This is a genomic window from Candidatus Methylomirabilota bacterium, from assembly GCA_035764725.1.
Classification (GTDB): Bacteria; Methylomirabilota; Methylomirabilia; order Rokubacteriales; family CSP1-6; genus DASRWT01.
The window spans coordinates 25535-46462 of the sequence record DASTYT010000022.1 but is presented as its reverse complement, the minus strand read 5'-3'; the positions used below and the strand labels follow the sequence as shown (position 1 = coordinate 46462).

The window sequence follows — 20928 nt, the reverse complement described above, 5'->3', positions numbered from 1 at the left end:
CCGCATGCGCAAGCCTCTCATCTCTGCCGACTCGCACGTCACCGAGCCGCCGAACACGTACGTGGACCGCATCGATCGCCGCTTCAGGGATCGCGCGCCCCACATCGAGCGCGATGCCAAGCGGGGCGACGTGTTCGTGGTGGACGGCATGGAGAAGACCATTCCCATGGGGCTGGTGGCGGCGGCGGGGAAGGACGCCCGCGAGCTCACGATGTGGGGCGTGCGCTTCGAGGAGCTGCACCGCGGGGGCTGGGATCCCGAGGCGCGCATGGCCGACCAGGACCGCGACGGCATCTCCGCGGAGGTCGTCTACCCCACGGTCGGCATGGTGATCTGCAATCACCCCGACTTCGACTACAAGCAGGCGTGCTTCGACGCCTACAACCTCTGGATCGCCGAGTTCTGCGGGGCGCATCCCGACCGCTTGATCGGGGTCGGGCAGACCGCGATGCGCTCGGTGGAGGACGGGATCCGGGACCTGCGCCGCATGAAGGAGCTGGGGCTGCGTGGCGTCATGATGCCGGGCAATCCCGCCGTGGCCGACTACGATGACCCGATGTACGACCCGTTTTACGAAGAGGCGGTGGACCTCGCCATGCCGCTGTCCTTCCACATCCTGACCAGCCGGGAGGATGGACTGGATCGGCGGGTCCGCGGGCCCAAGCTCAACGCCTTTCTCAGCATCATCCGCGGATGCCAGGACATCCTGGGCACGTTCGTGCTCGGCGGGGTGTTCGAGCGCCACCCGCGGCTCAGGGTGGTGAGCGTGGAAGCCGACGCGGGCTGGGTGCCGCACTACATGTATCGCATGGATCACGCCTACGACCGGCATCGCTACTGGCTGCCCGCAGGCACGATTACCCGGATGCCCAGCGAGTACTTCCGCGAGAATGTCTACACCACGTTCCAGGACGACTGGGTGGCCTTCCAGGTGAAGGATCTCTGCAACATCCATCGCCTACTCTGGGCCAACGACTTCCCGCACTCCGACTCTACCTGGCCATCGTCGCAGGAATTGCTCGCCAAGCACGCCGCGCACCTCAGCGACGAGGAGCGCAACCTGTTCGTCCACGACAACGTCGCCGAGCTGTACGGCCTCGACTGAGGCGAGCGCGGGCGGGAGAAGGCGATGGATATCGAGGGGCGGCTGGCGCGCATGGGCATGACGGTGCCGGACCTGGTCGAGCTCTACAAGGTGAATCCCTCCGGCGCGCATTTCATCTCCCACTATCCGGTGCAGGGGCTGCTCTACTGTTGCGGCACCACTCCCGTGAAGGACGGTAAGCCGTACCTCCCGGGCGTGGTGGGGAGCACGCTCACGCTGGCCCAGGGCGCGGAGGCCGCGCGGTACGCCGCGCTCAGCACGCTGGCCGTGCTCAAGTACGCGCTGGGCGACCTCGAGCGCATCCAGCAGTTCGTCCACGTGCTGGGCTTCGTGAACTCCGCGCCGGGGTTCAACGATCAGCCCCGGGTCATCAACGGGGCGGCGGATTTCCTCGTGGAGCTCTACGGCGCGCGGGGCAAGCCCACGCGGGCGGCGATCGGCTGTCAGGGGCTGGGCGGCGGCGCGAGCGTGGAGATCATCGCCACCGTGCTGTTCTCCGGCGCCGACGTTCGCCCCCCGCTGGCCCGCGACGCCTTCGCGAGCTAGCTCCGAGGCCGGGCGGGCGCGGCGGCCGGCCGCGTCAATGGTCGAGGGGAATCTCGACCCGCATGTTGCTGAAGTACACCCGCGCATTGAGGCTCGGCGGCATGACGTGGTCGGGCGGCAACGGGCTGCTGCGGTAGACGCCCCGTCGATCGCCCTCGTCGAGCTGGACCTCGCGGGTCCGACCATCGGCGCTCCGCCCGAGGAGCCAGACCTGCGCTCCCGAGATGGGCTCTCCGCCGGAGTCCGTCACCCGCAGCACGTACACGACGCCGCCGTTCGACGCGCTCGCCTGCCGCGACATCTCGATCCGTGGCAAGAGGCCCGTGAAGGAGGGGAGAGGCCGGGATTCGAGGGCGGCGACATCGCGTGGTGCGGCCGGCGCGCGCGATGGGTCCGCTGCGGGCGCGCGCGTCGGCGCCGGTGGGGTCACCGGGGCGCGTGGGGCAGGCGCCGGCGTGGCCGCGGGCGTGCGCTCGGCCCGGGGCGGGGTGGGATCGACTGCCGGGGTCTCGGGCGCCCGCGTGGCCGGGGCGGGATCGACCGCCGGGGTCTCGGGCGCCCGCGTGGGCGGGTTGGGACTCGACGCGGGCGCGCGGGCCTGGCGTACGTCGCGCGGCTCGGGCTGACCGCGCAGTGAGTGCCAGGCTCCCTCGATCCGCGTCACGGTGTCTCCCGCGAGCGCGGTGGCCGCGTCGGCGATGCGGGCCAGCCCGCCCAGGCGGAGGATGCCGGCGACCACGAGCGCGAGCACGAGCACCGTGATGACGCCGCGGCCCACCGCCGTGATCAGCGCCCGGCGCCGCCGCGCATTGAAGCGCAGCGCCAGCGGCCCCCGGCGCTCGACGTCGGCCAGGAGGCCGATGGCTCGCTCGATGAACGCCTCGTCGTGGAGGCTGGGGGCGCCACCGCCCGGTCCGGTGTAGATCGCGTAGCCGCGCTCCCGCACAGCCTCATCGATCGCCGAGTGCTGGCGCCGCTCGGTGACGCCGGCGACCGGCACGTTCGCCTGGCGCCGATCGAGCACGATGTCGATCGTGGGCGCGCCGGGGGGGCGCTCCCGGAACGCAATGGTCAGGTAGCCGTAGAGCGGCGAGTTCTCGCGGGCCACGATACAGAGGTGGCGGGCCATGCGGGGCTCGATTCTATCGCGCGGATGCGGGAGAGTCGAGGGTCAGCACCGCGGTGCCCTCCAGCCGATCGTCGCGCAGGTCCGCGAGAACCCGGTTGGCCGCGTCGAGCGGCCGCGACGTCACCCGGGGACGCAGCGGGATCGCCGCCGCTTCGGCGAGCAGGGCTTCGCCATCGGCCCGCGTGTTGGCGGTCACGCTCTGTATGGTCTTTTCCCAGAAGAGATGGGGCTCATAGGTCATCGCCGGCACGTCGCTCATGTGGATGCCGGCCAGCGCCAGCGTGCCGCCCTTGTCGAGGTCGCGCAGCGCGACCGGCACGAGCTCTCCCGCGGGTGCAAAGATGATGGCGGCCGCCGCCGGCGCGGGCAGCCGCTCGCCGGGTCCGCCGACCCACGCCGCGCCCAGCTCGCGCGCGAGCGCGCGGTGCCGGGCGTGGCGCGTGGAGACGAAGACCTCGCAGCCCCAGTGCCGCGCGACCTGCAGCGTCACGTGGGCGGACGAGCCGAAGCCGTAGAGCGCCAGCCGGCCGCCGCGCGACACCTCGCTGCGGCGGAGCGCGCGGTAGCCGATGATGCCGGCGCAGAGCAGGGGCGCCGCCTCGAGGTCGGTCCACACCGAGGGAATGGGGTAGGCGAACGCCTCCGGCACGCAGCACGCCTCGGCGTAGCCGCCGTCGTGTGTCCATCCCGTGTAGGTCGACGCCTCGCACAGATTCTCGCGACCCGCCGTGCAGAACCGGCAGGTCCCGCACGTCGAGCGCAGCCAGGCGAGGCCGACGCGGTCGCCGCGGCAGAAGCGAGTGACGCCGTCGCCGAGCGCGTCCACCAGGCCCACCGCCTGATGGCCGGGAACGAGCGGCCGGCGGGCCAGCGGCAGGTCGCCCTCGACGAGGTGTAGATCCGTGCGGCACACCGCGCAGGCGTGCACGGCGACCCGGATCTCGCCCGGGGCCGGCTCGGGCGTCGCGATCAATGCGAGCCGGAGCGGCGACGATCCGATCGGCGCGGGGCCGTCCAGGAGCATGGCGCGCATGGCGAGATTGTCCCACGCGGCCTTCCCCACAACCGGCCGTCGTTCGTTCCTACCCGGATCATACGTACCGCGGTTCCCGGTCCGCCGAGGGCCGCATCGTTCCGAACCTGCCGCAATCACGGCCTGTTCATCGTGGCACATCGCTTGCTGCCCTCATCCGCATGTCGGCGCGCCCGCTCGGCTCGGGAACGATCGCATTGGGGCTGGTCGCCATACCCGTCCGTCTCTACCCGGCGGCGGTAAGTCGGCGCGTCTCCTTCCACATGCTCCATGCCAAGTGCGGCAGTCGTGTTCGCACCCAATGGTTCTGCCCGGTGTGCCACCGCGTCGTCGGCCGCGAGGAGCTGGTCAGGGGCTACGAGGTCTCGAAGGGCCGCTTCGTGCGCATGAGCGAGGACGAGATGGAAGCCCTGGTCGGCCCCCGCTCGCGCGAGATCGAGCTGATGGAGTTCGTCCCGCTCGAGAGCGTCGATCCCGTCTATCTCGATGAGGCGTATTTTCTCGGTCCGGACCGGGGCGGGGCGCGCCCGTACCGACTGCTCGAGACGGCGCTCACCGAGACCGGGCGCGTGGGCATCGCCCACTTCATGCTGCGCGGCAAGGCCAGCCTGGTGCTCATCCGTGCCGCGAGCGGCGTGCTCATGCTCCACACGATGTACTACGCGGACGAGGTCCGCGATGCGCCCGACGTGGAGAGGGGCGCGGTGAAGCCCGCGGAGCAGAAACTCGCGCGGCGCCTGATCGACGAGCTGGCACGGCCCCGCTACGAGGCCTCCCGCCATCACGACGAGTTCCGGACCCGGGTGCTACAGGCGATCCGGCGCAAGGCCGCGGGCAAGGCCGCGGCGGTCGCGGCGCCCCCGGCGCCTCGCGGCAAGGTCATCGATCTCATGGATGCGCTCCAGCAGAGTCTGGAGCGAGGCGGGCGCGCGCGTGGATCGCGGGCCCGCGCCGCCGCCGCGAAGGCGCGGAAAGGAGTGAGCCCATCATGGCGCAGCTCACGTGCGGCAAGTGCGGGAAGAGCTTCGACACGGAGCGCGAGCTGAACGAGCACGAGCGGACGTGCAAGGGCGGACGGTAGGTCCCACGGGCGATCGGACCATGAGGTACCGGCACATGACGAACTGGCCGAGGCACGGCGTTCGACCGACGACACTGGCGGCCGTCCTCGGGGCGGCGCTCATGGCAATGCTGCTCATGGCGCCGTCGGCCTGGGCCGCGCCCACCGAGATGGCGATGATCGAGACGCGCGCCGTGCTCGAGAGCGATTCGGACGACGGCATTGACGCCGCGCTGAAAAAGGCGCTCGAGCGCGCGGTCCGCGGCGCCGCCGCGATGGGGCTGGGCACGGTCCAGATCAGCGGCGCCTATCGAGGACCGGGCTACGTGGTGGTGCAGATCCTTGCCACGGTGGCGGGGGAGAGCGATGAGCCGGACGGGACGCCGCAGCCTCGTCCGGGGTCCGGCTCCAGCGGGCGCAAGCGCGCCCCCGGCGGCGGGGATCCGTCGCGAGTGGGCGAGCCCCCTGCGCCCGATGAGCTCTGAGGCGCGGCACCCGACATACAACGCGCGCAAGGCGCGAAGGGAGGCACGGCATGGCTCGACGTTCGACGCGTCGCTCGTCCAGCAAAGGCAAGGGCCGGCGCAAGGTCCACAAGGTCATGCGCGAATACAAGCATGGCTCCTTGCGCTCTGGCTCGGGGGGTAAGGTACGAAAGCGGAAGCAGGCCGTCGCGATCGCGCTGAGCGAGGCGCGCCGGTCCGGGGCGCGCATTCCGCGAAAGGGGAAATCGCGCCGCAGCTCGAGCCGCTCGAAGTAACCCCGCGGGGAGCGCCGCGATGGGCGCTCCCCGCCCCACATCCCTCATTGCGCAGTCGTCCGCGCCGTCGTACTCTGCCCGGGCAGTCGACCGCACTTTCACACCGGGAGGCGCACCATGGCGGAGCTGACACGGCGCTACATCGTGATGCCGATGAGCACCGAGGGGCCATTCGACCCCAGGGATCCCGACGCGCCGTTCGTCCTCAAGCCCTGGAAGGACCCGGCAGCCCTGCGCGCGCTCGAGGCATATCGCGACGTCTGCTACCCGGAGCTCGCGCAGGACCTCACGGTCTGGATCACCGCGATTCGCTCAGGACCGGTGGTGCGGGGGTCGGTCGGCTCCCGGAACGAGAGCCACATCGCCTCCCGCCGCGCCGCCCGCTCCACGCCTCGCCCCAAGCCTAAGGGTCGTCCTAAGGCGCGGTCACGTAAACAAGTGAAAAAGAAGCCTAGACGCAAGCGCTAAGGAGACTCGCCTCCATGCCCATCGCCATCGATTCCGCCGTCGACCATCTCCTCATGAGCCGGCTTGGGCATGGGCAGGTCGCGCCGCTCACGGAGAAGTACGCGGACCTCGGTCTCGAGGACGCCTACGCGGTGCAGCGCGCGGTCGAGCAGGCGCTCGTGCTTCGCGGCGAGCGGGTCATCGGCTGGAAGGCGGGCTTCACCAACGCTGCCGTCCAGGCGACCTACGGCGTGAGCGAGCCGGTCCTCGGCTTCATGCTCGGATCCGGTGTCTTCTCGGGCGGTGACAGCGTGCCCATGAGCCGCTTCGCGGCGCTGGGCGTGGAGGTCGAGGTGGCGTTCCTGCTCAAGCGCGACCTCGCGGGGCCAGGGGTGACGCCGGTGTCGGCGCTGCTCGCGGTCGAGGGCGCCATGCCGTCGTTCGAGCTGATCGACTTTCGCTTCTCGGGCCGGCCGACCGGGGCGGACGTGGTTGCCGATGGGGTCTACACGAATGCGATCGTGCTGGGACGGCCGCTCACGCCCGTGGCCGCGCTCGATCTCGCCCTCGAGGGCGTGGTCTACGAGCAGAACGGCCAGACCGTCGCGACCGCGACGGCGGCCGAGGTGCTGGGCAACCCGCTCATCTCCCTGGCGTGGGTGGCCAATACGCTCGGACGCATGGGCCGTGGCCTCGCCGCCGGCGACGTGGTGCTGACGGGATCCATCTCGAAGATCCTTCGGCCGCAGGCCGGCGAGTCGGTGCGCGCCTCCTTCACCCGCCTGGGCTCGGTCTCCTGCCGCTTCGTCTAGCATCGCCGCCGTGCGCCTGAAGGATCGGGTCGCGGTCGTGACGGGTGGCGGCCGCGGCATCGGCCGCGCGGTCGCGCTGGCACTGGCGGCCGAGGGCGCCCACCTGCTCGTCGCCTCCGACGTGCTCACCGAAGTGCAGACGGTGGCGCGCGAGGCGGTCGGGCTGGGCGCGCGCGCGGAGGCGCTGCGCGCGGACGTCACGCGCCTTCCCGACATGGAGACGATGGCCGCGCGTGCCGTGGACGCCTTCGGCGCCCTCGACGTCCTGGTCACCTGCGCGGGCGTGGCGGGCGGCGGACTCCTCGCCGAGCAGCCCGAGGCGGACTGGACGCGCGTCATCGACGTGAACCTCAACGGCACGTACCGCGCCATCCGCGCCGTGCTGCCTCAGATGATGCGGCAGGGGCGCGGGCGCATCATCACGATCTCCTCCATCTTCGGGCGCATGGGCGGCTACGGCTTCGTGAGCGCCTATGCCGCGAGCAAGCACGGGGTGATCGGGCTCACGCGCGCGCTCGCCACCGAGCTGGCCAGCCAGGGGCATGCCGACATCACCGTCAACACCATCTGCCCGGGCTATGTCCGGGCGGGCATGGGCGTCGCGCCCCAGAAGGTGCGGAGCCGCGACGGCGGCGTGACGGACGTGCCGGGGGAGGAGATCTTCGAGCGCCACATCAAACGCCGCGTGCCGCAGCGCCGCATGATCGAGGCGGAGGAGATCGCCCATGCCGCCGTCTTCCTCGCCCTGCCCGAGAGCCGCGGGATCACCGGGCAGGGTCTCAACGTGGACGGCGGCTTCATCATGTCCTAGGATCGGAGACACGTCATGACCGTCCTCTACGCACAGCAGGGCCACGTCGTCACGCTCACGATCAACCGTCCCGATGCCATGAACGCGATCGATCCCGAGACGCATCAGGCGCTGATCGAGGCGTGGACACGCTTCCGGGACGACGAGAGCGCCTGGGTGGCCATCTTCACCGGCGCCGGTGAGAAGTCCTTCTCGGCCGGCGCGGATCTCAAGAAGATGATCCCGGCCGCGTTCGGCGAGGGGCGCCGCCGCAGCCACAACGACCCGGGGCTGGGCGGGATTACCCGCGGGCTCGAGATCTGGAAGCCCATGATCGCGGCGATCAACGGCCACTGCCTCGCCGGCGGCATGGAGCTGGCGCTGGCCTGCGACCTCCGGCTCGCCGTGACTCATGCCACGTTCGGGCTCCCCGAGGTCCGCTGGGCCATCATGCCCGGCGCGGGCGGCACCCAGCGACTGCCACGCGCCATCCCCCTCGCCAAGGCCATGGAGCTGATCCTGATGGCGCGCACGATGACCGCGGAGGAGGCCCTGCGTTGGGGCCTCGTCAACGCGGTGGTGCCGCCGGCCGATCTCCTCCGCACCGCACGGGAGTGGGCCGACACCATCTGCGAGCGCGGGCCGCTCGCCGTGCGTGCCGCCAAGGAGGCGACCCTGCGCGGCCTGACCATGCCGCTGGCCGACGGCCTCCGCCTGGAGGCGTTCCTGTCCGGGACACTGCGCGGGACTGCCGACGCGGTAGAGGGTCCCAAGGCGTTCGCGGAGAAGCGGAAGCCGAACTTCCAGGCACGGTAGCGTTGGACCTGGACACCCTGCGGCGCCGGCTCGATCTCGCGCTGTCTCGTCATCCGCGGGTCGCCCTCGACCGCAGCGATCTGGTGTCGGCGGCGGTGCTGCTGCCCATCACCGACAAGGGCGGCCCGCACATCGTGTTCACCAAGAAGTCGGAAGCCGTCCCCCACCACAAGGGACAGTTCTCCTTCCCCGGGGGCGTGTGCGAGGAGCGGGACGCCTCGCGGGTGGAGACCGCGCTCCGCGAGGCCTGGGAGGAGGTGCGCATCCCCGCCGAGGCGGTCGAGGTGCTGGGCCTCCTCGACGACACCATGACCCGGGCCACGCCGTTCGTGATCACGCCGGTGGTGGGCCTGATCCGGGAGCGGGTGGACTTCCGGCCGGACGGCCGGGAGATCGAGCGGGTGATCGAGGTGCCGCTGGACCTCCTGCGCGACCCCGCCATCTTCCGCACGGAGATATGGGAGCGGGGTGGGGAGCCCCATCCCGTACACTTCTATCGGGTGTCGGAGGAGGACCTGGTGTGGGGCGCCACCGCGCGCATCCTGAAGCAGTTCCTCGACCTGCTCGACTCGGCGGAGGAGACGGCGTGACATTCGAGACCCTGCTGGTGGAGGTAGCCGATGGCGTCGCCACCGTCACGCTGAACCGTCCCGACGTCCGCAATGCGCTGAACGCGACGCTGCTCGGCGAGCTGGAGGCCGCCCTCGCTGCCCTCGAGAGAGATCCCGCCGCGCGCGTCATCGTCCTGCGCGGGGCGGGGGAGCGCGAGTTCTGCGCCGGCGCGGATCTCAAGGGCGTGCGGGACCGCGGCACCACGCTCGAGGCCCGCGAGTCCTTTGGGGGCCTCCCGCGCGTGCTGGAGGCGATGGCCCGCATGCGCACGCCGCTCATCGCCCAGGTGCACGGCTATGCCCTGGCCGGCGGCTGCGGACTCGCGGTGGGCTGCGACGTCGTGGTGGCGTCGGAGGACGCGGTCTTCGGGCTGCCCGAGATTCGCCTCGGCGTGCTTCCGCTCATTGTCATGGCGCCCATCTTGCGTGCGGCGGGTCGGAAGCGGGGCATGCTCATGGTGTTGAGCGGCGATCAGGTCTCGGCGCGCGAGGCCTTCGAGATGGGCCTCGTCAGCCGGGTCGTCCCGCGCGCCGTCCTCGGCGAAGAGGTGCGCGGGCTCGCCGCCAAGCTCGCGGGCTACTCGCCCGCCGCGCTGGGCCTCGCCAAGGAGGCCGCGGCGACGTCCGTCGAGATGGACTATCCGGGCGCCCTGCGCTATCTGCGGGAGCTCACCACCCTCGTCTTTCTCTCCGACGACGCCCGCGAGGGCGTCACCGCCTTCTTCGAGAAGCGCGCGCCGCGCTGGTCGGGTCGTTGACCTGCGGCATGCGCTTCGGTCACCAGAAAGGACTCGAGGCATGACGGCACCGGTGTTTTCGCTCGCCCTTGCCCTCGCGTGCGCGCTCCTCGCCGCCGCGCCCGCCGCGGCCCAGCCCAAGGAGAGTCCGCTGACCGCCTCCACGATCTCCGGACCGTCCGAGATCATCCTGAAGAACGGCTCCTGGGTGCCGGCCAAGCTGCGGGACACCATCGCGGAGGGCGACGGGGCGCGGGCCCTCGCCGGCGGCCGCCTCACGCTCCTCACGAACAACGGCAACTCGATCCGTCTGGCCCAGCTCACCCAGATCTTCATCGTCGAGCCGCCGTCGAACGTTCCCGCGGGCGGGCCGACCACCGCGGGCGCGCCGCTCAAGGTGAAGCTGGACGGCGGCCGCAGCTGGGTGTCGGTGCTGCCGTTGACGGTGACCCGTGCCCCGATCGAGATCGAGGCCGGCGCGGCCACCGTCGGCGTGCGGAGCGGCGGCACCTCCCTGCGCACCAACTCCGACGGCAGCGTCCTCGTGCGCTGCCATCACGGGCTGGCGGTGGTGCGGGCCACGAGCGGACCCGCCTGGGAGCGGCCGCTGAAGACGGGCGAGGAGCTGCTCGTGCCGGTGAGCGGCGCCCCGCCGGCGACGCGGCCCCTCACCAGCGATCCGGAGGAAGTGAACTGGGTGAAGTGGAACACCGACCAGGACATCGTCGCGTACGGGATGCCCGCGCCCAAGTGAGCGCGAGCGGCGCGGCGGCGGCGTCCGGGGCTATGGCCACCAGAGGTAGAGGAAGCGCGTGCCCGGCCCGCCGCCGAGGAGCCCGGCGGCCTGGGTCAGGAGACTCTCGGCGCCCGAGGGCGGCAGGGACGCGGAGTAGAGATTGGCGCGGTATTCCCGCGGCCGGTGATACATGACGACGCGCGCTTCGGTGACTCCGGCGGCCTGGCGCGCCGCCGCCACCGCCTCGTCGAGATAGCCGATCTTGTCGACGAGGCCGAGCGCGCGGGCCTGCTCCGCGGTGTAGATCCGGCCATCGGCGAACTGGCGCACGCGGGCCTCCGGGATCTTCCGTGACTCCGACACCAGGCGCACGAACCGGCCGAACATGTCGTCGATCACCGACTGGAAGACCCCGCGCTCCTCGTCGGTGAGGCCCCGGAACGGCGAGCCCGCGTCCTTGAGGGGGCCGGACTTGATGGCGAGCGGGGTCACGCCGATCTTCTCCATCAGGCCCTGGGCATTGACGGTGAGCATGATCACGCCGATGCTGCCGGTGATGCTCGTGGGGTGCACGAAGATCTGGTCGGCGGCCAGCGCCACGTAGTAGCCGCCCGAGGCCCCCACGTCCATGATGGCGGCGATCACGGGCACCTTCCGCCGCGCCTTGAACTCCCGGATCTCGCGGTAGATCACGTCCGAGGCGGTCATCGTGCCGCCGGGGCTGTTGATGCGCAGCACCACCCCTTGCACCTTGTCGTCCTTCTCGGCCTTCGCGAGCTCCTCGCGGACGCGCGCCAGGAGGGGCACGCGAGGCGGCGGCGTGGTGAGGGAAAGGCTGGGCGTGTCTTCCTGGAGCAGCCCGGAGAGATCGAGGAGCAGGATCTTCGGCGTGCCCGAGCCCTCGACGGTATCCTCCTCCAGGGGACGGATGCGCGGCTGCAGGTCGATCGAGATGATCGAGGAGCAGCCGGCGAGCGCGAGCGCGGCGAGGATCGCGCCGGCGACGCGGCGGAGGGCGGGGCCAGGGGTGCGCATGCCGGCGGTCAGCGCGCGTGGAACGCGGGGACGACCTCGGCGGCGAGGCGCGCGAGCTGCTCGAGCATCATGTCGGGCGGGCACAGGGGACGGAGAATGAACTTGGACCCGCCGCCCTTGACGTACGCCTCGATCTTCTCGGCAACGACCTCGGGAGGGCCGAAGGCCACGCACTGCCGCATCACCGACTCGTCGACGCGGCCGCGGGGGATAAAGGGCGCGGCGAGCGCCTGGCCGCGCTCGGGCGTGTCCGCGAGCGCGAAATTCACGAGGGTGCCGAAGTGATCGGCCGGGACCTCGCGGCCCTCGGCGGCGGCCAGCTCCTGCACGCGCTCCACGCCCACGCGAAACTCGTCGGGCGTAATGAAGGACGGCATCCAGCCGTCGCCGAGGCGCGCGGTGCGCCGTTGCGCCGCCTCGCTCTTTCCGCCGATCCAGATGGGCGGAGGCGTCTGCCACGGCTTGGGGAGCAGGGTGATACGGTCGAGCTTGTAGAACTCCCCCTGGAAGCTGACCTCGTCCTGCGTCCACAGGAGACGCATCACGCGAATCGCCTCATCGGTGCGCCGGCCCCGCTCGCGGAAGGCGACGCCGGAGGCTTCGAACTCGCGCGGCAGCTCCACGCCCACGCCCACCGCCGGGAAGAGGCGCCCGCGGGAGAGCCAGTCCACCGTCGCCATCTCCTTGGCCGCCACCACTGGCGTGCGATACGGCAGCACGATCACGCTGGGGCCGAACTTGAGCCGCGTGGTGCGCGCGGCGATGGCGGCGAGCGTGGTCATGACCTCGGGCGTGGGCACCGGCGAGGAGAGACGGTCGGAGAGCCAGATCGAGTCGATGTCGGTGCGCTCGCAGAGATCGGTGAGCGCCCACAGGAAGTCGGCGCCGTCGCGGCCCGGCGGCCACGGCCCCGGCATGATCCCGACACGGTACTTGATCTTCATGCGCGGCATCGTACGCGCGCCATCCGGGGGCGTCAAGGACGCGCCGCTTGACAGGAGCGGGGCCGGGGCCGCAAGTTGGTGTCGGAGATGAGGACGCGCGCGTGAAGGGACGGGATCGGCGCGGAGCGCCACGGGCCACCGCCGACTGGCTGGTCCGGCTCGAGACCTTCGAGCGCGGCATCATCGATGGGCACGTGATCGACATCTCGACCTCCGGCGTCCGCGTGCGCGCCTCGGCCGATCTCCCCGTCGGCGCCGCGGTGACTCTCCGCATCACGCTGCCGCGCGGCGCCGAGCGCCTGGAAGTGGTGGCGCGCGTCACGCGGCGCGACGCCGACGCGCTCGCGCTGGACTTCATCGGCATGCCGGACACCGAGGCGCGTCGCGTGGAGCCGCTCGTCGCGGGATGGGAAGGGCGGCGCCGCGCGCCGCGTGCCAGCCGGCCATTGCCGGTGACCATCCGCGTCCCGCACGGTCCGGTGGGCCACGGCAAGACCCTCGACCTCTCCCCGTTCGGCGCGCGCGTCGCCACCGACCTGGCGCTGCGGCCCGGCGACACCGCCAAGCTCGAGATCGAGCCCGACGGGGACGACGAGCCGCTGCGCCTGCCGTCGGTGGTCTGGAGCATGGCCGATCGCGGGTCGGTGTTCGTGTTCGTCAATCTGCGTCCCGGCGAGTACGATCGGCTGAGCCGCCTGGTGCGGCGCCTCCTCGAGCGCGGAGGCTGAGCGACGCCGTGTCCGTTCGCCCGGATCGTCGCGGCGCCCAGCGCGCGCGGGCGACGTGGCCCGTGCAGATCGATCTGCCCACGGGGGAATTCCTCAAGGGCCGCGTGGCCGACATCAGCGCGTCCGGCCTGCGCGTCGCCGTGCCCGCGGACATTCCCGCCGGCATCGAGGTTCGCGTCATGATGACCTTGCCGGGCCCGCGCGTCGAGGTGCTGTCGGTGAACGGCCTCGTGGTGCGCAGCGGCGAAGACGGCGTGGCCATCGACATCATGAGCGTGGGTGGCCCGCTGCCCGATCGCGCCGCGCGGCGCGTGCGCCCCCAGCTCGACTGGTGGGAGGCCCGGCGCCGCTCGCCGCGGGTGCAGCTGCCGGTCATGGTGACGTTGCGCCATGGTGGCGGCGCCCTCGTCCCCGCGGAGACCGTGGATCTCTCGGCGTTCGGGGCCCGCGTCACCACCGGGCTTGCCCTGCGCGCCGGCGAGCGGATCGACATGCTGCTGCCCGACGGAGAGACCGAGGCCCTGGCCCTCCACGCCGTGGTGTGGGAGGTGGACGAGCGCGGCGCCGCGCTCGTCTTCGCCAACGCCTCGCCGGCGCAGTTCGAGCGCATCAACCGCTTCGTCACCGCGCTCCTCGAAGAGCCCGCCTGAGACGCCCTCGCGGTTGACAGCGTGGGGGGCCCCGACTACCATGAATGGCGGTTCAGTCACCCGTACGCGCATGCGCGATCCTGACAAGCCACAACAGATCATCGAGGCCGCTGTACGGGTCTTCGCCCGCAAGGGCTACTACAACTCGCGTGTGTCCGACATCGCGCGCGAGGCCGGGATCGCGGCCGGCACCATTTATCTCTACTTCCGCACCAAGGACGACATCCTCGTCACGCTCTTCCGCGACAAGATGGCGCAGTTCGTGGCGAGCTTGCGCAAGGCGATCGCCGACGAGCCCGACGCGGTGGCCAAGCTCCGCCGGCTGATCCACCTCCACTTCGAGATGCTGGAGGAGGATCCGCAGCTCGCGGAAGTGGTGCAGGTGGAGCAGCGGCAAGGCCAGAAGTTCTTCCGCGGCGCCTCCGCGCACGAGATCTCGTCGTATTTCGCGCTCATCGCCTCGGTAATCGAGGAAGGTGTGGCCGACGGCCGGTTCCGCTCAGACCTGCCCATCAAGGTGGCGACGAAGGCGCTGTTCGGCGCGATGGACCAGATGGCGACCTCGTGGGTGCTCGGCAAGCGGGGCTACCGCCTCGCCGACACCGCCGAGCCGCTCGCCGACATCTTCCTCCGGGGCCTCGGGCCCCGCTAGTCCCCGCGACAAGGAGCCCCGGCGATGGCGTACGAGACGCTCCTCCTCGCCCGCGAGGAGAGCTTCGCGGTGATCACGCTCAACCGCCCGCCTATGAACGCCATCAACGAGGCGCTGATGCGGGATCTCAACGCGGCGCTGTCGGAGCTTCAGCCCGACGACGCGGTGCGCTCCATCATCATCACGGGGGCGGGGGACCGGATCTTCTGCGCGGGCGCCGATCTGGGCTCGGCCTTCACCGGGGACATCGCGGCGTTCCTCCGCTTCGGCAACAGCGTGATCCGGCGCATCGAGCGTTTTCCCAAGCCCGTGATCGCCGCCATCAACGGCCACGCGCTGGGGGGCGGCTGCGAGATCGCGATGGGCTGCCACATCCGCATCCTCAGGGAGTCGGCTCGGATGGGCCAGACCGAGTCGAGCCTCGGCATCATCCCCGGCTACGGCGGCACTCAGCGCTTGCCGCGCTTGATCGGGCGCGGGCTGGCCCTCGAGCACCTGATTCTCGGTACGCAGATCTCCGCCCAGGAGTGCTACCGCATCGGGCTGGTGAACCGACTCGCCAAGGACGGCGAGACCCTCGCCGACGCGAAGGCGCTGGCGCGCGAGCTGGGCAAGCGCCCGCCCATCGCCACCCGGGTGCTGATCGAGGCGTTGGACGACGGCCTGGAGGCGCCCATCGACAAGGCCATCGAAGTGGAGATCCGCGCCTTCGACAAGGTGATCCGCACCGAGGACGCCGCCGAGGGGCTGCAGGCCTTCTTCCAGAAGCGCCCGGCCGAGTTCAAGGGAAGGTAGGGCGAGCCGCAGCCGAAGGCGAGGGGGAGCGAAATATGCAAATGGGTGCGAGCGGAGCGAGCTGACCGTGGACCTGGGCATCAAGGGCAAGGTGGCGCTGGTGACGGGCGGCGCGCGCAGTCTCGGGAAGCAGGACTGCCTGACGCTCGCCGCGGAGGGCTGCCGGGTCATCGTCCTGGACCTCAACGGCGAGGGGGCGGCCGAGACCGCCAAGGAGATCGCGGACAAGGGCGGAAGCGCCCGCGGCTACGAGGTGGACATCACCGATCGCGCGGCCCTCGGCGGCGTCGTCCGCACGGCGGAGTCCGAGGTCGGGCCGGTCGACATCTGCGTCAACAACGCGGGGCTCATCTACACGCTGGGCCAGCTCAAGGACATGGACGACGCCGCCTGGGATCTGAACCTCCAGGTCAATCTCACCGGCACCTACAACGTCACCAAGGCGGTGTTCCCCGGGATGCGCGAGCGCCGGTGGGGCCGCGTCATCTGCATGGCCTCCATCGCCGGGCTGATGGGCGGCTTCGGGCAGACCGCGTACTCCACCAGCAAGATGGGCGTGGTCGGCTTCGCCAAGTCGGTTGCCCTGGAGGGAGCGCGCTACAACATCACCAGCAACGTGATCGCGCCCGGCATCATCGGGCCCAACGCGAACCTCTCGCCCATGTACGAGCGCATGGTGAAGCGGGTGGCCATGCAGACCGAGGGGCAGCCCGAGGACGTGGCCAACGCCATCGCCTTCCTCTGCTCCGAGCGCGCGCGCTACATCACCGGCTCCGTCCTCACCGTCACTGGGGGGATGGATCTCTTCACGTTCTAGCCGCACCCACACAGGAGGAGCACGATGCCCACAGTCAAGGAGACCTTCGACGCGATGGCGGGCCGCTTCCAGCCGAGCAAGGCGGCGGGCATGAACGCCACCATCCAGTACGACATCACGGGCGACCAGGGCGGCACGTGGAACGCGGTGATCAAGGACGGGGCGTGCGCGGTGAACCAGGGCGCGGCCGCGAACCCAAATCTCACGCTCACCATGTCGTCGCAGGACTGGCTCGACATGATCGGGGGCAAGCTCTCCGGCCAGATGGCCTTCATGTCGGGCAAGCTCAAGCTCAAGGGCGACATGGGCCTGGCGATGAAGGTCGGGTCGCTCTTCTCCGTCTAGCCCGCCCCGGTGGCCTCGCCCTCCGGGTTCCTGGAGGGCGAAGCTCAGTGCTTCATCGCGGGCATGATGGATGGCCCGCGAAGATCGGCGGGCAAGATCTCGAAGAGGACGTGCACCATGGGCGCGTCGTCTTGTTCTGCGCGGTGTGCGTGACGTCGCCGGACTCGAAGAAAAAGTCGCCCGGTCCATAGACGACGGTCTTTTCGGGCAGCACGTAGGTCATGTAGCCGGAGGTCACCTGACGGATGCCGGGGCCCGCATGATGGTGCTCGCCGACATAGCCGCCCGGCTCGAGCACGAGCTCGGTCACCCGGAGCTTGTACTTGCCGTTGAGCTCACCGAGATAGCCGGAGATCACGCTCTCGTGCTTGATCTTGGCGGTGAGGCCTTTGGTGTCGACCTTCCCGCTGGGCGCCGGCGTCTGGGCCTGGCTTTCGCGCGGGGCTCCCAGCAGCATGAGCAGGGGCAGTGCGCCCATCGTGTGCAGCACATTGCGTCGTGTGGCCGCCTCGTACGCCATGGTCGAGTCCTCCCGTGTGTGGGTGAAGGGGACTGTCCGCGTCGACGGTGGGCCGGCGGACGGCGAGGCCGCCAGTACAAATAGCGAACCGATCTTGCGGACCGGGCCCGACGGGACCCGGGGAGGTGTGCGGATGTTCCTCTACGGTCAGTACTGTCCGGTCGCGCGAGCCTCGGAGATTCTGGCGGATCGCTGGACGCCCCTCATCGCGCGGGAGCTTCTCGCCGGTATCCATCGCTTCAACGAGCTGGACCGCGGCCTGCCGGGCATCTCGCGCGCGCTCCTGGTGCAGCGGCTGCGCCGGCTCGAGCAGACGGGCGTGGTGGAGCGCCGGCCGGGGACGGCCCTCGGTGGGTCCGCGTATCACCTCACGCGCGCGGGGCGGCAGTTACAGCGCGTGATCGACGTGCTTGGCGGGTGGGGCGCACGCTGGGCCTTCGGCGACCCCCGGCCGCGCGAACTCGATCCCGTGGTCCTGCTCTGGTGGATGCGGCGACGGGTCCACCGCGAGCGCCTTCCCGACCGTCGCGTGGTGGTGCAGTTCGACTTCGGGGGCGCGCGCGGCCAGCGGCTCTGGCTCGTGCTCGAGCGCTCGGACGTCTCGGTGTGCTTGCAGCACCCGAAGTTCGAGATCGATCTCGTGGTGGCAGCGGAACTCGGGCTGTTCTACCGCGTATGGCTTGGGCGGGTACCGCTCGATGAGGCCACACGCCGGGGCTGGCTGCGTCTGGACGGTCCGCCCGCGCTCCGGCGCGGCTTCGCCCGATGGTTCGCCTGGAGCCCCATGGCACCGGCCGTGCGGAAGGGGCCCGCCTCCATGACGTCGTGAGCCGGCGATTGATGTTGACGCAGAGCGTCAGGCCCGGATAGGATGGCGTGAGCCCAAGGGAGGACGCATGAAGGACGAACTGTTCACGATGGTGCCGGAGATGCCGGGCGTGCCGCCGGAGGTGCGGGCCCGGTGGCAGGAGGAGGCCAACCGCAACTTCCTCCGCATGAAGCACTTCTCCGAGATGGTCATGAACCCCAAGGAGCCCGAGGTCGGGCCCACGCCGCGCGAGGAGATCTACCGGAAGAACAAGTCGCGGCTCTACCGCTACGAGTCCCGGCGCACGCATCGCACCCCGGTGCTCTTCGTGCCGAACCTCGGGATCAGCCGCCCCTACATCTTCGACCTCATGCCCAAGGGCTCGTTCATCGAGCACATGACCCAGCAAGGCTTCGACATGTATCTCCTCGACTGGGGCGTGTTCGGCGCGGAGGACAACGACCTCACGTTCGAGGACGTGGTGACGAAGATCCTGCCGCGCATGGCCGACAAGACGCTGCAGTCGTCCGGCGCGTCCGAGATCTCCGTGCTCGGCTACTGCATGGGCGCCCCGATCTCCGCGAGCTTCCTCGGCTCGCGGCCCGAGTTCCCGGTGAAGAATTACGTCGACATGGCGGGGCCGATCGATTTCTCCCAGGCCGGCCTCTTCGCCAGGTGGCTCGACGCGAAGGTGTTCGACGTGGACAAGTACGTGGACACCCTCGGCAGTATCCCCGCCGACATGGTCAAGGCAGGCTTCAAGCTGCTCAAGCCGACGATGGATCTCTCCACCAATCTCAACCTCTGGTGGAATCTCTGGAACACCGAGTACGTGACGGGCTTCAACGCGCTCAACAAGTGGGCGAACGAGTACCAACCGTTCCCCGGCGAGTTCTTTCGCCAGTGGGTGAAGGACTTCTACCAGCAGAACCGGCTGATCCGCGGCGATCTGCGCATGGGCGGCCGGCCGGTGAGCCTCCGCAACATCCGGTGCCCCGTCCTGGCGGTGGGCGCGAAGGAGGACAACATCGCGCCCCCGGCCTGCGTGAAGCCCCTCATTGGCGCGGTGGGAAGCGTGGACCGCGAGTACGTCGAGCTGGCGGGCGGCCACATCTCGCTGATCGCCGGCCGCGGCGCTTCCGTCCACTGCTGGCCCAAGGTCGCGTCCTGGCTCGCCGCCAGATCGTAGGAGGACATGCTATGGCAGACCCCACTCAGCAGCTCATGGACATGTGGAAGAAGCAGGTGGAGGAAGGCAGCCAGGCGTGGCTCCGGATGCTGGGCGCGCCGCAGGCCCAGCCGCTCGACCCACAGGCATTCTGGCGTCCCTTCATGGACCAGGGCATGGCCGCGTGGTCGAAGGTGATGACGCAGGGCCAGGCCTCGCCCGATCTCATGGCCCAGTGGAAGCAGTTCCTCGATCAGTGGATCGCGGCGTGGTCGCGGGTGCTCGAGCAGGCGATGAGCACCGAGGCCTTCGCCAAGACGCTGGGGAGGCAGATGGAGGGCTTCCTCAACGCGGCCAGTCCCGCCAAGAAGGCTGCCGAGCAGCAGATCGAGGGCTCGCTCGCCGGCCTGGGCCTGCCGTCGCGCAGCCAGGTCGTGGGGCTGGCCAAGCAGGTGGTGCTGCTCGAGGAGAAGCTCGAGGGGCTCGAGGACAAGCTCGACGCGATCCTCAAGCGGCTGGAGAGTCGATGATCGGCGTCACCATCCACGAGCTCACCGTCGGCGATCACGCCGAGCTGACCCGAGTGGCCGACGAGGCTGATATCGCGGGCTTCGTGGACTCGGTCGGTGACTACAACCCGATCCATTCCGACCGCGCCTATGCCGCCGGCACCTCGTTCAAGGAGCGAATCGCGCCCGGCATCTGGACGGCCGGGCTCGTCTCCGCGGTGATCGGCACCCGCCTCCCGGGCCCCGGCACGGTGTACCTGTCTCAGGATCTCCGGTTCCACCGCCCGGTGCGCTTCGGCGACGCGGTCACCGCCCGGGTGGAGGTGGTGGAGGCCAGCCCGGAGAAGAACCGCGTGCGGCTCCGCACGTCGTGTGTGAATCAGCACGGCGAGGAGGTGCTGGCGGGTGAGGCGGTGGTCAAGCCATCGCGGACGCCGGTGCGCTACGAGCGGACGGTGGGACCCGCCGCCGCGCTCACCCTCTGGGCGCTCGTCCCATGGGCGTGGGCGGCGCAGGGCGCGGCGGTGACGGGCGCCATGGCGTGGAGCCTCCTGGCGCTGTCCCAGCCGCGGCGGTAACTACATGAAGAGGCCGCCGTTGATGGAGAGCTCGGCGCCCGTGATGTAGTCGCCGTCCTTGGCGCAGAGATAGACGCAGGCCCGCGCGACCTCCTCCGCCTTCCCGAAGCGCCGCATCGGGATCTGGTCCAGGAGCTTCTGCCGCACCTTCTCGGGGATCGACGTCACCATGTCGGTCTCGGTGAAGCCCGGGGCCACGCAGTTCACGGTGACACCCTTGCCGGCGAGCTCCTTGGCGAGCGACTTCGTGAAGGCGGCCACCCCTGCTTTGGACGCCGCGTAGTTGGCCTGTCCGAAGTTGCCGATCTGCCCGATGACCGACGTGATGTTGACGACCCGGCCGAAGCTCTGCTTGAGCATCTGGTCGATGAACACCTTGGTGCAGTTGAAGACGCCGTCGAGGTTGATGGCGAGCACCTTGCGCCACGAGGCGTGGTCCATCTTGACGAAGCTCTTGTCCGACGTCACGCCCGCGTTGTTGATCAGGATGTCGAGGTGCCCGAATTCCTTCAGCACGTCTTGCGCCATCCGATAGGTGTCCGGATAGTCGGCGACGTCGGCCTGGGCGAGCATAGAGCGCCGGCCGAGCGCGCCGATCGCCTCCGCGATCTCGCGCGCGGGGGTCTCGCTCGACACGTAGTTGATCGCGACGTCGGCGCCCTCCTGGGCGAGCGCGAACGCGATGGCGCGACCGATGCCGCGGGAGCCTCCGGTGACGAGAGCGGTGCGGCCGGCGAGCTGCATGACGACCCTCCTGGATGGCCGGTCGAGGGAATGGATCGGCGAAGCGTGCGCCA

General features: G+C 70.4%; 28 protein-coding genes. 22 read left to right on the top strand and 6 right to left on the bottom strand.

Annotation, left to right across the window (positions count from 1 at the left end; translation table 11 throughout):
• The first annotated feature begins 4 nt into the window (after window positions 1-4).
• Both VFX14_03315 and VFX14_03310 read left to right on the top strand, forming a co-directional pair.
• A complete protein-coding gene (locus tag VFX14_03315) occupies window positions 5-1105 on the top strand; it encodes an amidohydrolase family protein (GenBank protein HEU5188698.1) in 1101 nt (366 codons plus the stop codon).
• A gap of 24 nt (window positions 1106-1129) precedes the next feature.
• Window positions 1130-1651 carry a RidA family protein gene (locus VFX14_03310; GenBank protein HEU5188697.1) on the top strand — a complete coding sequence of 174 codons (522 nt, stop codon included), beginning with the start codon at window positions 1130-1132 and terminating at the stop codon, window positions 1649-1651.
• 34 nt (window positions 1652-1685) lie between these two features.
• Here the strand turns inward: VFX14_03310 and VFX14_03305 are convergent, their stop codons facing one another.
• The gene (locus VFX14_03305; GenBank protein HEU5188696.1) at window positions 1686-2780 is read right to left on the bottom strand and encodes a hypothetical protein; all 1095 of its coding nucleotides are present in this window, start codon (window positions 2778-2780) and stop codon (window positions 1686-1688) included.
• 13 nt (window positions 2781-2793) lie between these two features.
• Window positions 2794-3843: a zinc-dependent alcohol dehydrogenase family protein gene (locus VFX14_03300; GenBank protein ID HEU5188695.1), complete on the bottom strand. Its 1050-nt coding sequence runs from the start codon at window positions 3841-3843 to the stop codon at window positions 2794-2796.
• Window positions 3844-3974: 131 nt separating this feature from the next.
• Here VFX14_03300 and VFX14_03295 point away from each other — a divergent pair, with 131 nt between their 5' ends.
• The 10 genes from VFX14_03295 (at window position 3975) to VFX14_03250 (ending at window position 10600) form a co-directional block, all read left to right on the top strand.
• On the top strand, window positions 3975-4859 hold the full coding sequence (locus VFX14_03295; protein HEU5188694.1) for a Ku protein: 885 nt from the start codon (window positions 3975-3977) through the stop codon (window positions 4857-4859).
• Between the two features lie 70 nt (window positions 4860-4929).
• Window positions 4930-5358 (top strand): hypothetical protein, encoded by a 429-nt coding sequence (locus VFX14_03290; GenBank protein HEU5188693.1) that lies wholly within the window; start codon window positions 4930-4932, stop codon window positions 5356-5358.
• A gap of 50 nt (window positions 5359-5408) precedes the next feature.
• Window positions 5409-5633: a DUF6496 domain-containing protein gene (locus VFX14_03285; protein HEU5188692.1), complete on the top strand. Its 225-nt coding sequence runs from the start codon at window positions 5409-5411 to the stop codon at window positions 5631-5633.
• Between the two features lie 117 nt (window positions 5634-5750).
• On the top strand, window positions 5751-6101 hold the full coding sequence (locus tag VFX14_03280) for a hypothetical protein (GenBank protein HEU5188691.1): 351 nt from the start codon (window positions 5751-5753) through the stop codon (window positions 6099-6101).
• A gap of 14 nt (window positions 6102-6115) precedes the next feature.
• Window positions 6116-6892, top strand: coding sequence for a fumarylacetoacetate hydrolase family protein (locus VFX14_03275; GenBank protein ID HEU5188690.1), 777 nt, complete (start codon window positions 6116-6118; stop codon window positions 6890-6892).
• Window positions 6893-6902: 10 nt separating this feature from the next.
• A complete protein-coding gene (locus VFX14_03270; GenBank protein ID HEU5188689.1) occupies window positions 6903-7703 on the top strand; it encodes an SDR family NAD(P)-dependent oxidoreductase in 801 nt (266 codons plus the stop codon).
• Window positions 7704-7718: 15 nt separating this feature from the next.
• Complete coding sequence (locus VFX14_03265; GenBank protein ID HEU5188688.1) at window positions 7719-8498, top strand: enoyl-CoA hydratase-related protein; 780 nt, start codon at window positions 7719-7721, stop codon at window positions 8496-8498.
• A gap of 2 nt (window positions 8499-8500) precedes the next feature.
• A complete protein-coding gene (locus tag VFX14_03260; GenBank protein HEU5188687.1) occupies window positions 8501-9088 on the top strand; it encodes a CoA pyrophosphatase in 588 nt (195 codons plus the stop codon).
• Window positions 9085-9867 carry an enoyl-CoA hydratase/isomerase family protein gene (locus VFX14_03255; protein ID HEU5188686.1) on the top strand — a complete coding sequence of 261 codons (783 nt, stop codon included), beginning with the start codon at window positions 9085-9087 and terminating at the stop codon, window positions 9865-9867. Before VFX14_03260 ends, VFX14_03255 begins: the two co-directional genes overlap by 4 nt.
• Before the next feature lie 40 nt (window positions 9868-9907).
• The gene (locus VFX14_03250) at window positions 9908-10600 is read left to right on the top strand and encodes a hypothetical protein (protein ID HEU5188685.1); all 693 of its coding nucleotides are present in this window, start codon (window positions 9908-9910) and stop codon (window positions 10598-10600) included.
• A 30-nt stretch (window positions 10601-10630) separates the two neighbouring features.
• Here the strand turns inward: VFX14_03250 and sppA are convergent, their stop codons facing one another.
• Together sppA and VFX14_03240 are read right to left on the bottom strand one after the other, a co-directional pair.
• Window positions 10631-11617 (bottom strand): signal peptide peptidase SppA, encoded by a 987-nt coding sequence (sppA, locus tag VFX14_03245; GenBank protein ID HEU5188684.1) that lies wholly within the window; start codon window positions 11615-11617, stop codon window positions 10631-10633.
• An 8-nt stretch (window positions 11618-11625) separates the two neighbouring features.
• Window positions 11626-12561: a TIGR03619 family F420-dependent LLM class oxidoreductase gene (locus tag VFX14_03240; GenBank protein HEU5188683.1), complete on the bottom strand. Its 936-nt coding sequence runs from the start codon at window positions 12559-12561 to the stop codon at window positions 11626-11628.
• A 101-nt stretch (window positions 12562-12662) separates the two neighbouring features.
• On the opposite strand from VFX14_03240, the gene VFX14_03235 reads away from it, so the two are divergent.
• The 6 genes from VFX14_03235 (at window position 12663) to VFX14_03210 (ending at window position 16548) form a co-directional block, all read left to right on the top strand.
• Complete coding sequence (locus tag VFX14_03235; GenBank protein ID HEU5188682.1) at window positions 12663-13289, top strand: PilZ domain-containing protein; 627 nt, start codon at window positions 12663-12665, stop codon at window positions 13287-13289.
• An 8-nt stretch (window positions 13290-13297) separates the two neighbouring features.
• Window positions 13298-13939 carry a PilZ domain-containing protein gene (locus tag VFX14_03230; protein HEU5188681.1) on the top strand — a complete coding sequence of 214 codons (642 nt, stop codon included), beginning with the start codon at window positions 13298-13300 and terminating at the stop codon, window positions 13937-13939.
• 70 nt (window positions 13940-14009) lie between these two features.
• Window positions 14010-14591 (top strand): TetR/AcrR family transcriptional regulator, encoded by a 582-nt coding sequence (locus VFX14_03225; protein HEU5188680.1) that lies wholly within the window; start codon window positions 14010-14012, stop codon window positions 14589-14591.
• Window positions 14592-14615: 24 nt separating this feature from the next.
• The gene (locus VFX14_03220) at window positions 14616-15386 is read left to right on the top strand and encodes an enoyl-CoA hydratase-related protein (protein ID HEU5188679.1); all 771 of its coding nucleotides are present in this window, start codon (window positions 14616-14618) and stop codon (window positions 15384-15386) included.
• Between the two features lie 67 nt (window positions 15387-15453).
• Entirely contained in the window at window positions 15454-16203 is a 750-nt protein-coding gene (locus VFX14_03215; protein ID HEU5188678.1) for an SDR family NAD(P)-dependent oxidoreductase, read from the top strand.
• A 24-nt stretch (window positions 16204-16227) separates the two neighbouring features.
• Window positions 16228-16548 (top strand): SCP2 sterol-binding domain-containing protein, encoded by a 321-nt coding sequence (locus tag VFX14_03210; protein HEU5188677.1) that lies wholly within the window; start codon window positions 16228-16230, stop codon window positions 16546-16548.
• 52 nt (window positions 16549-16600) lie between these two features.
• Here VFX14_03210 and VFX14_03205 read toward each other — a convergent pair whose 3' ends face one another.
• The gene (locus tag VFX14_03205; protein HEU5188676.1) at window positions 16601-17068 is read right to left on the bottom strand and encodes a cupin domain-containing protein; all 468 of its coding nucleotides are present in this window, start codon (window positions 17066-17068) and stop codon (window positions 16601-16603) included.
• A 133-nt stretch (window positions 17069-17201) separates the two neighbouring features.
• On the opposite strand from VFX14_03205, the gene VFX14_03200 reads away from it, so the two are divergent.
• From VFX14_03200 to VFX14_03185, 4 genes are all read left to right on the top strand, one after another.
• On the top strand, window positions 17202-17897 hold the full coding sequence (locus VFX14_03200; GenBank protein ID HEU5188675.1) for a helix-turn-helix domain-containing protein: 696 nt from the start codon (window positions 17202-17204) through the stop codon (window positions 17895-17897).
• A gap of 67 nt (window positions 17898-17964) precedes the next feature.
• Window positions 17965-19065 carry an alpha/beta fold hydrolase gene (locus VFX14_03195; GenBank protein ID HEU5188674.1) on the top strand — a complete coding sequence of 367 codons (1101 nt, stop codon included), beginning with the start codon at window positions 17965-17967 and terminating at the stop codon, window positions 19063-19065.
• Between the two features lie 11 nt (window positions 19066-19076).
• Window positions 19077-19574 carry a poly(R)-hydroxyalkanoic acid synthase subunit PhaE gene (locus VFX14_03190; GenBank protein ID HEU5188673.1) on the top strand — a complete coding sequence of 166 codons (498 nt, stop codon included), beginning with the start codon at window positions 19077-19079 and terminating at the stop codon, window positions 19572-19574.
• Window positions 19571-20131, top strand: coding sequence for a MaoC family dehydratase (locus VFX14_03185; GenBank protein HEU5188672.1), 561 nt, complete (start codon window positions 19571-19573; stop codon window positions 20129-20131). The genes VFX14_03190 and VFX14_03185 overlap by 4 nt, the downstream gene beginning before the upstream one ends.
• Here the strand turns inward: VFX14_03185 and fabG are convergent, their stop codons facing one another.
• Window positions 20132-20875, bottom strand: a complete 744-nt coding sequence (fabG, locus tag VFX14_03180) for a 3-oxoacyl-[acyl-carrier-protein] reductase (GenBank protein HEU5188671.1) — start codon at window positions 20873-20875, stop codon at window positions 20132-20134.
• Window positions 20876-20928: the final 53 nt, after the last annotated feature.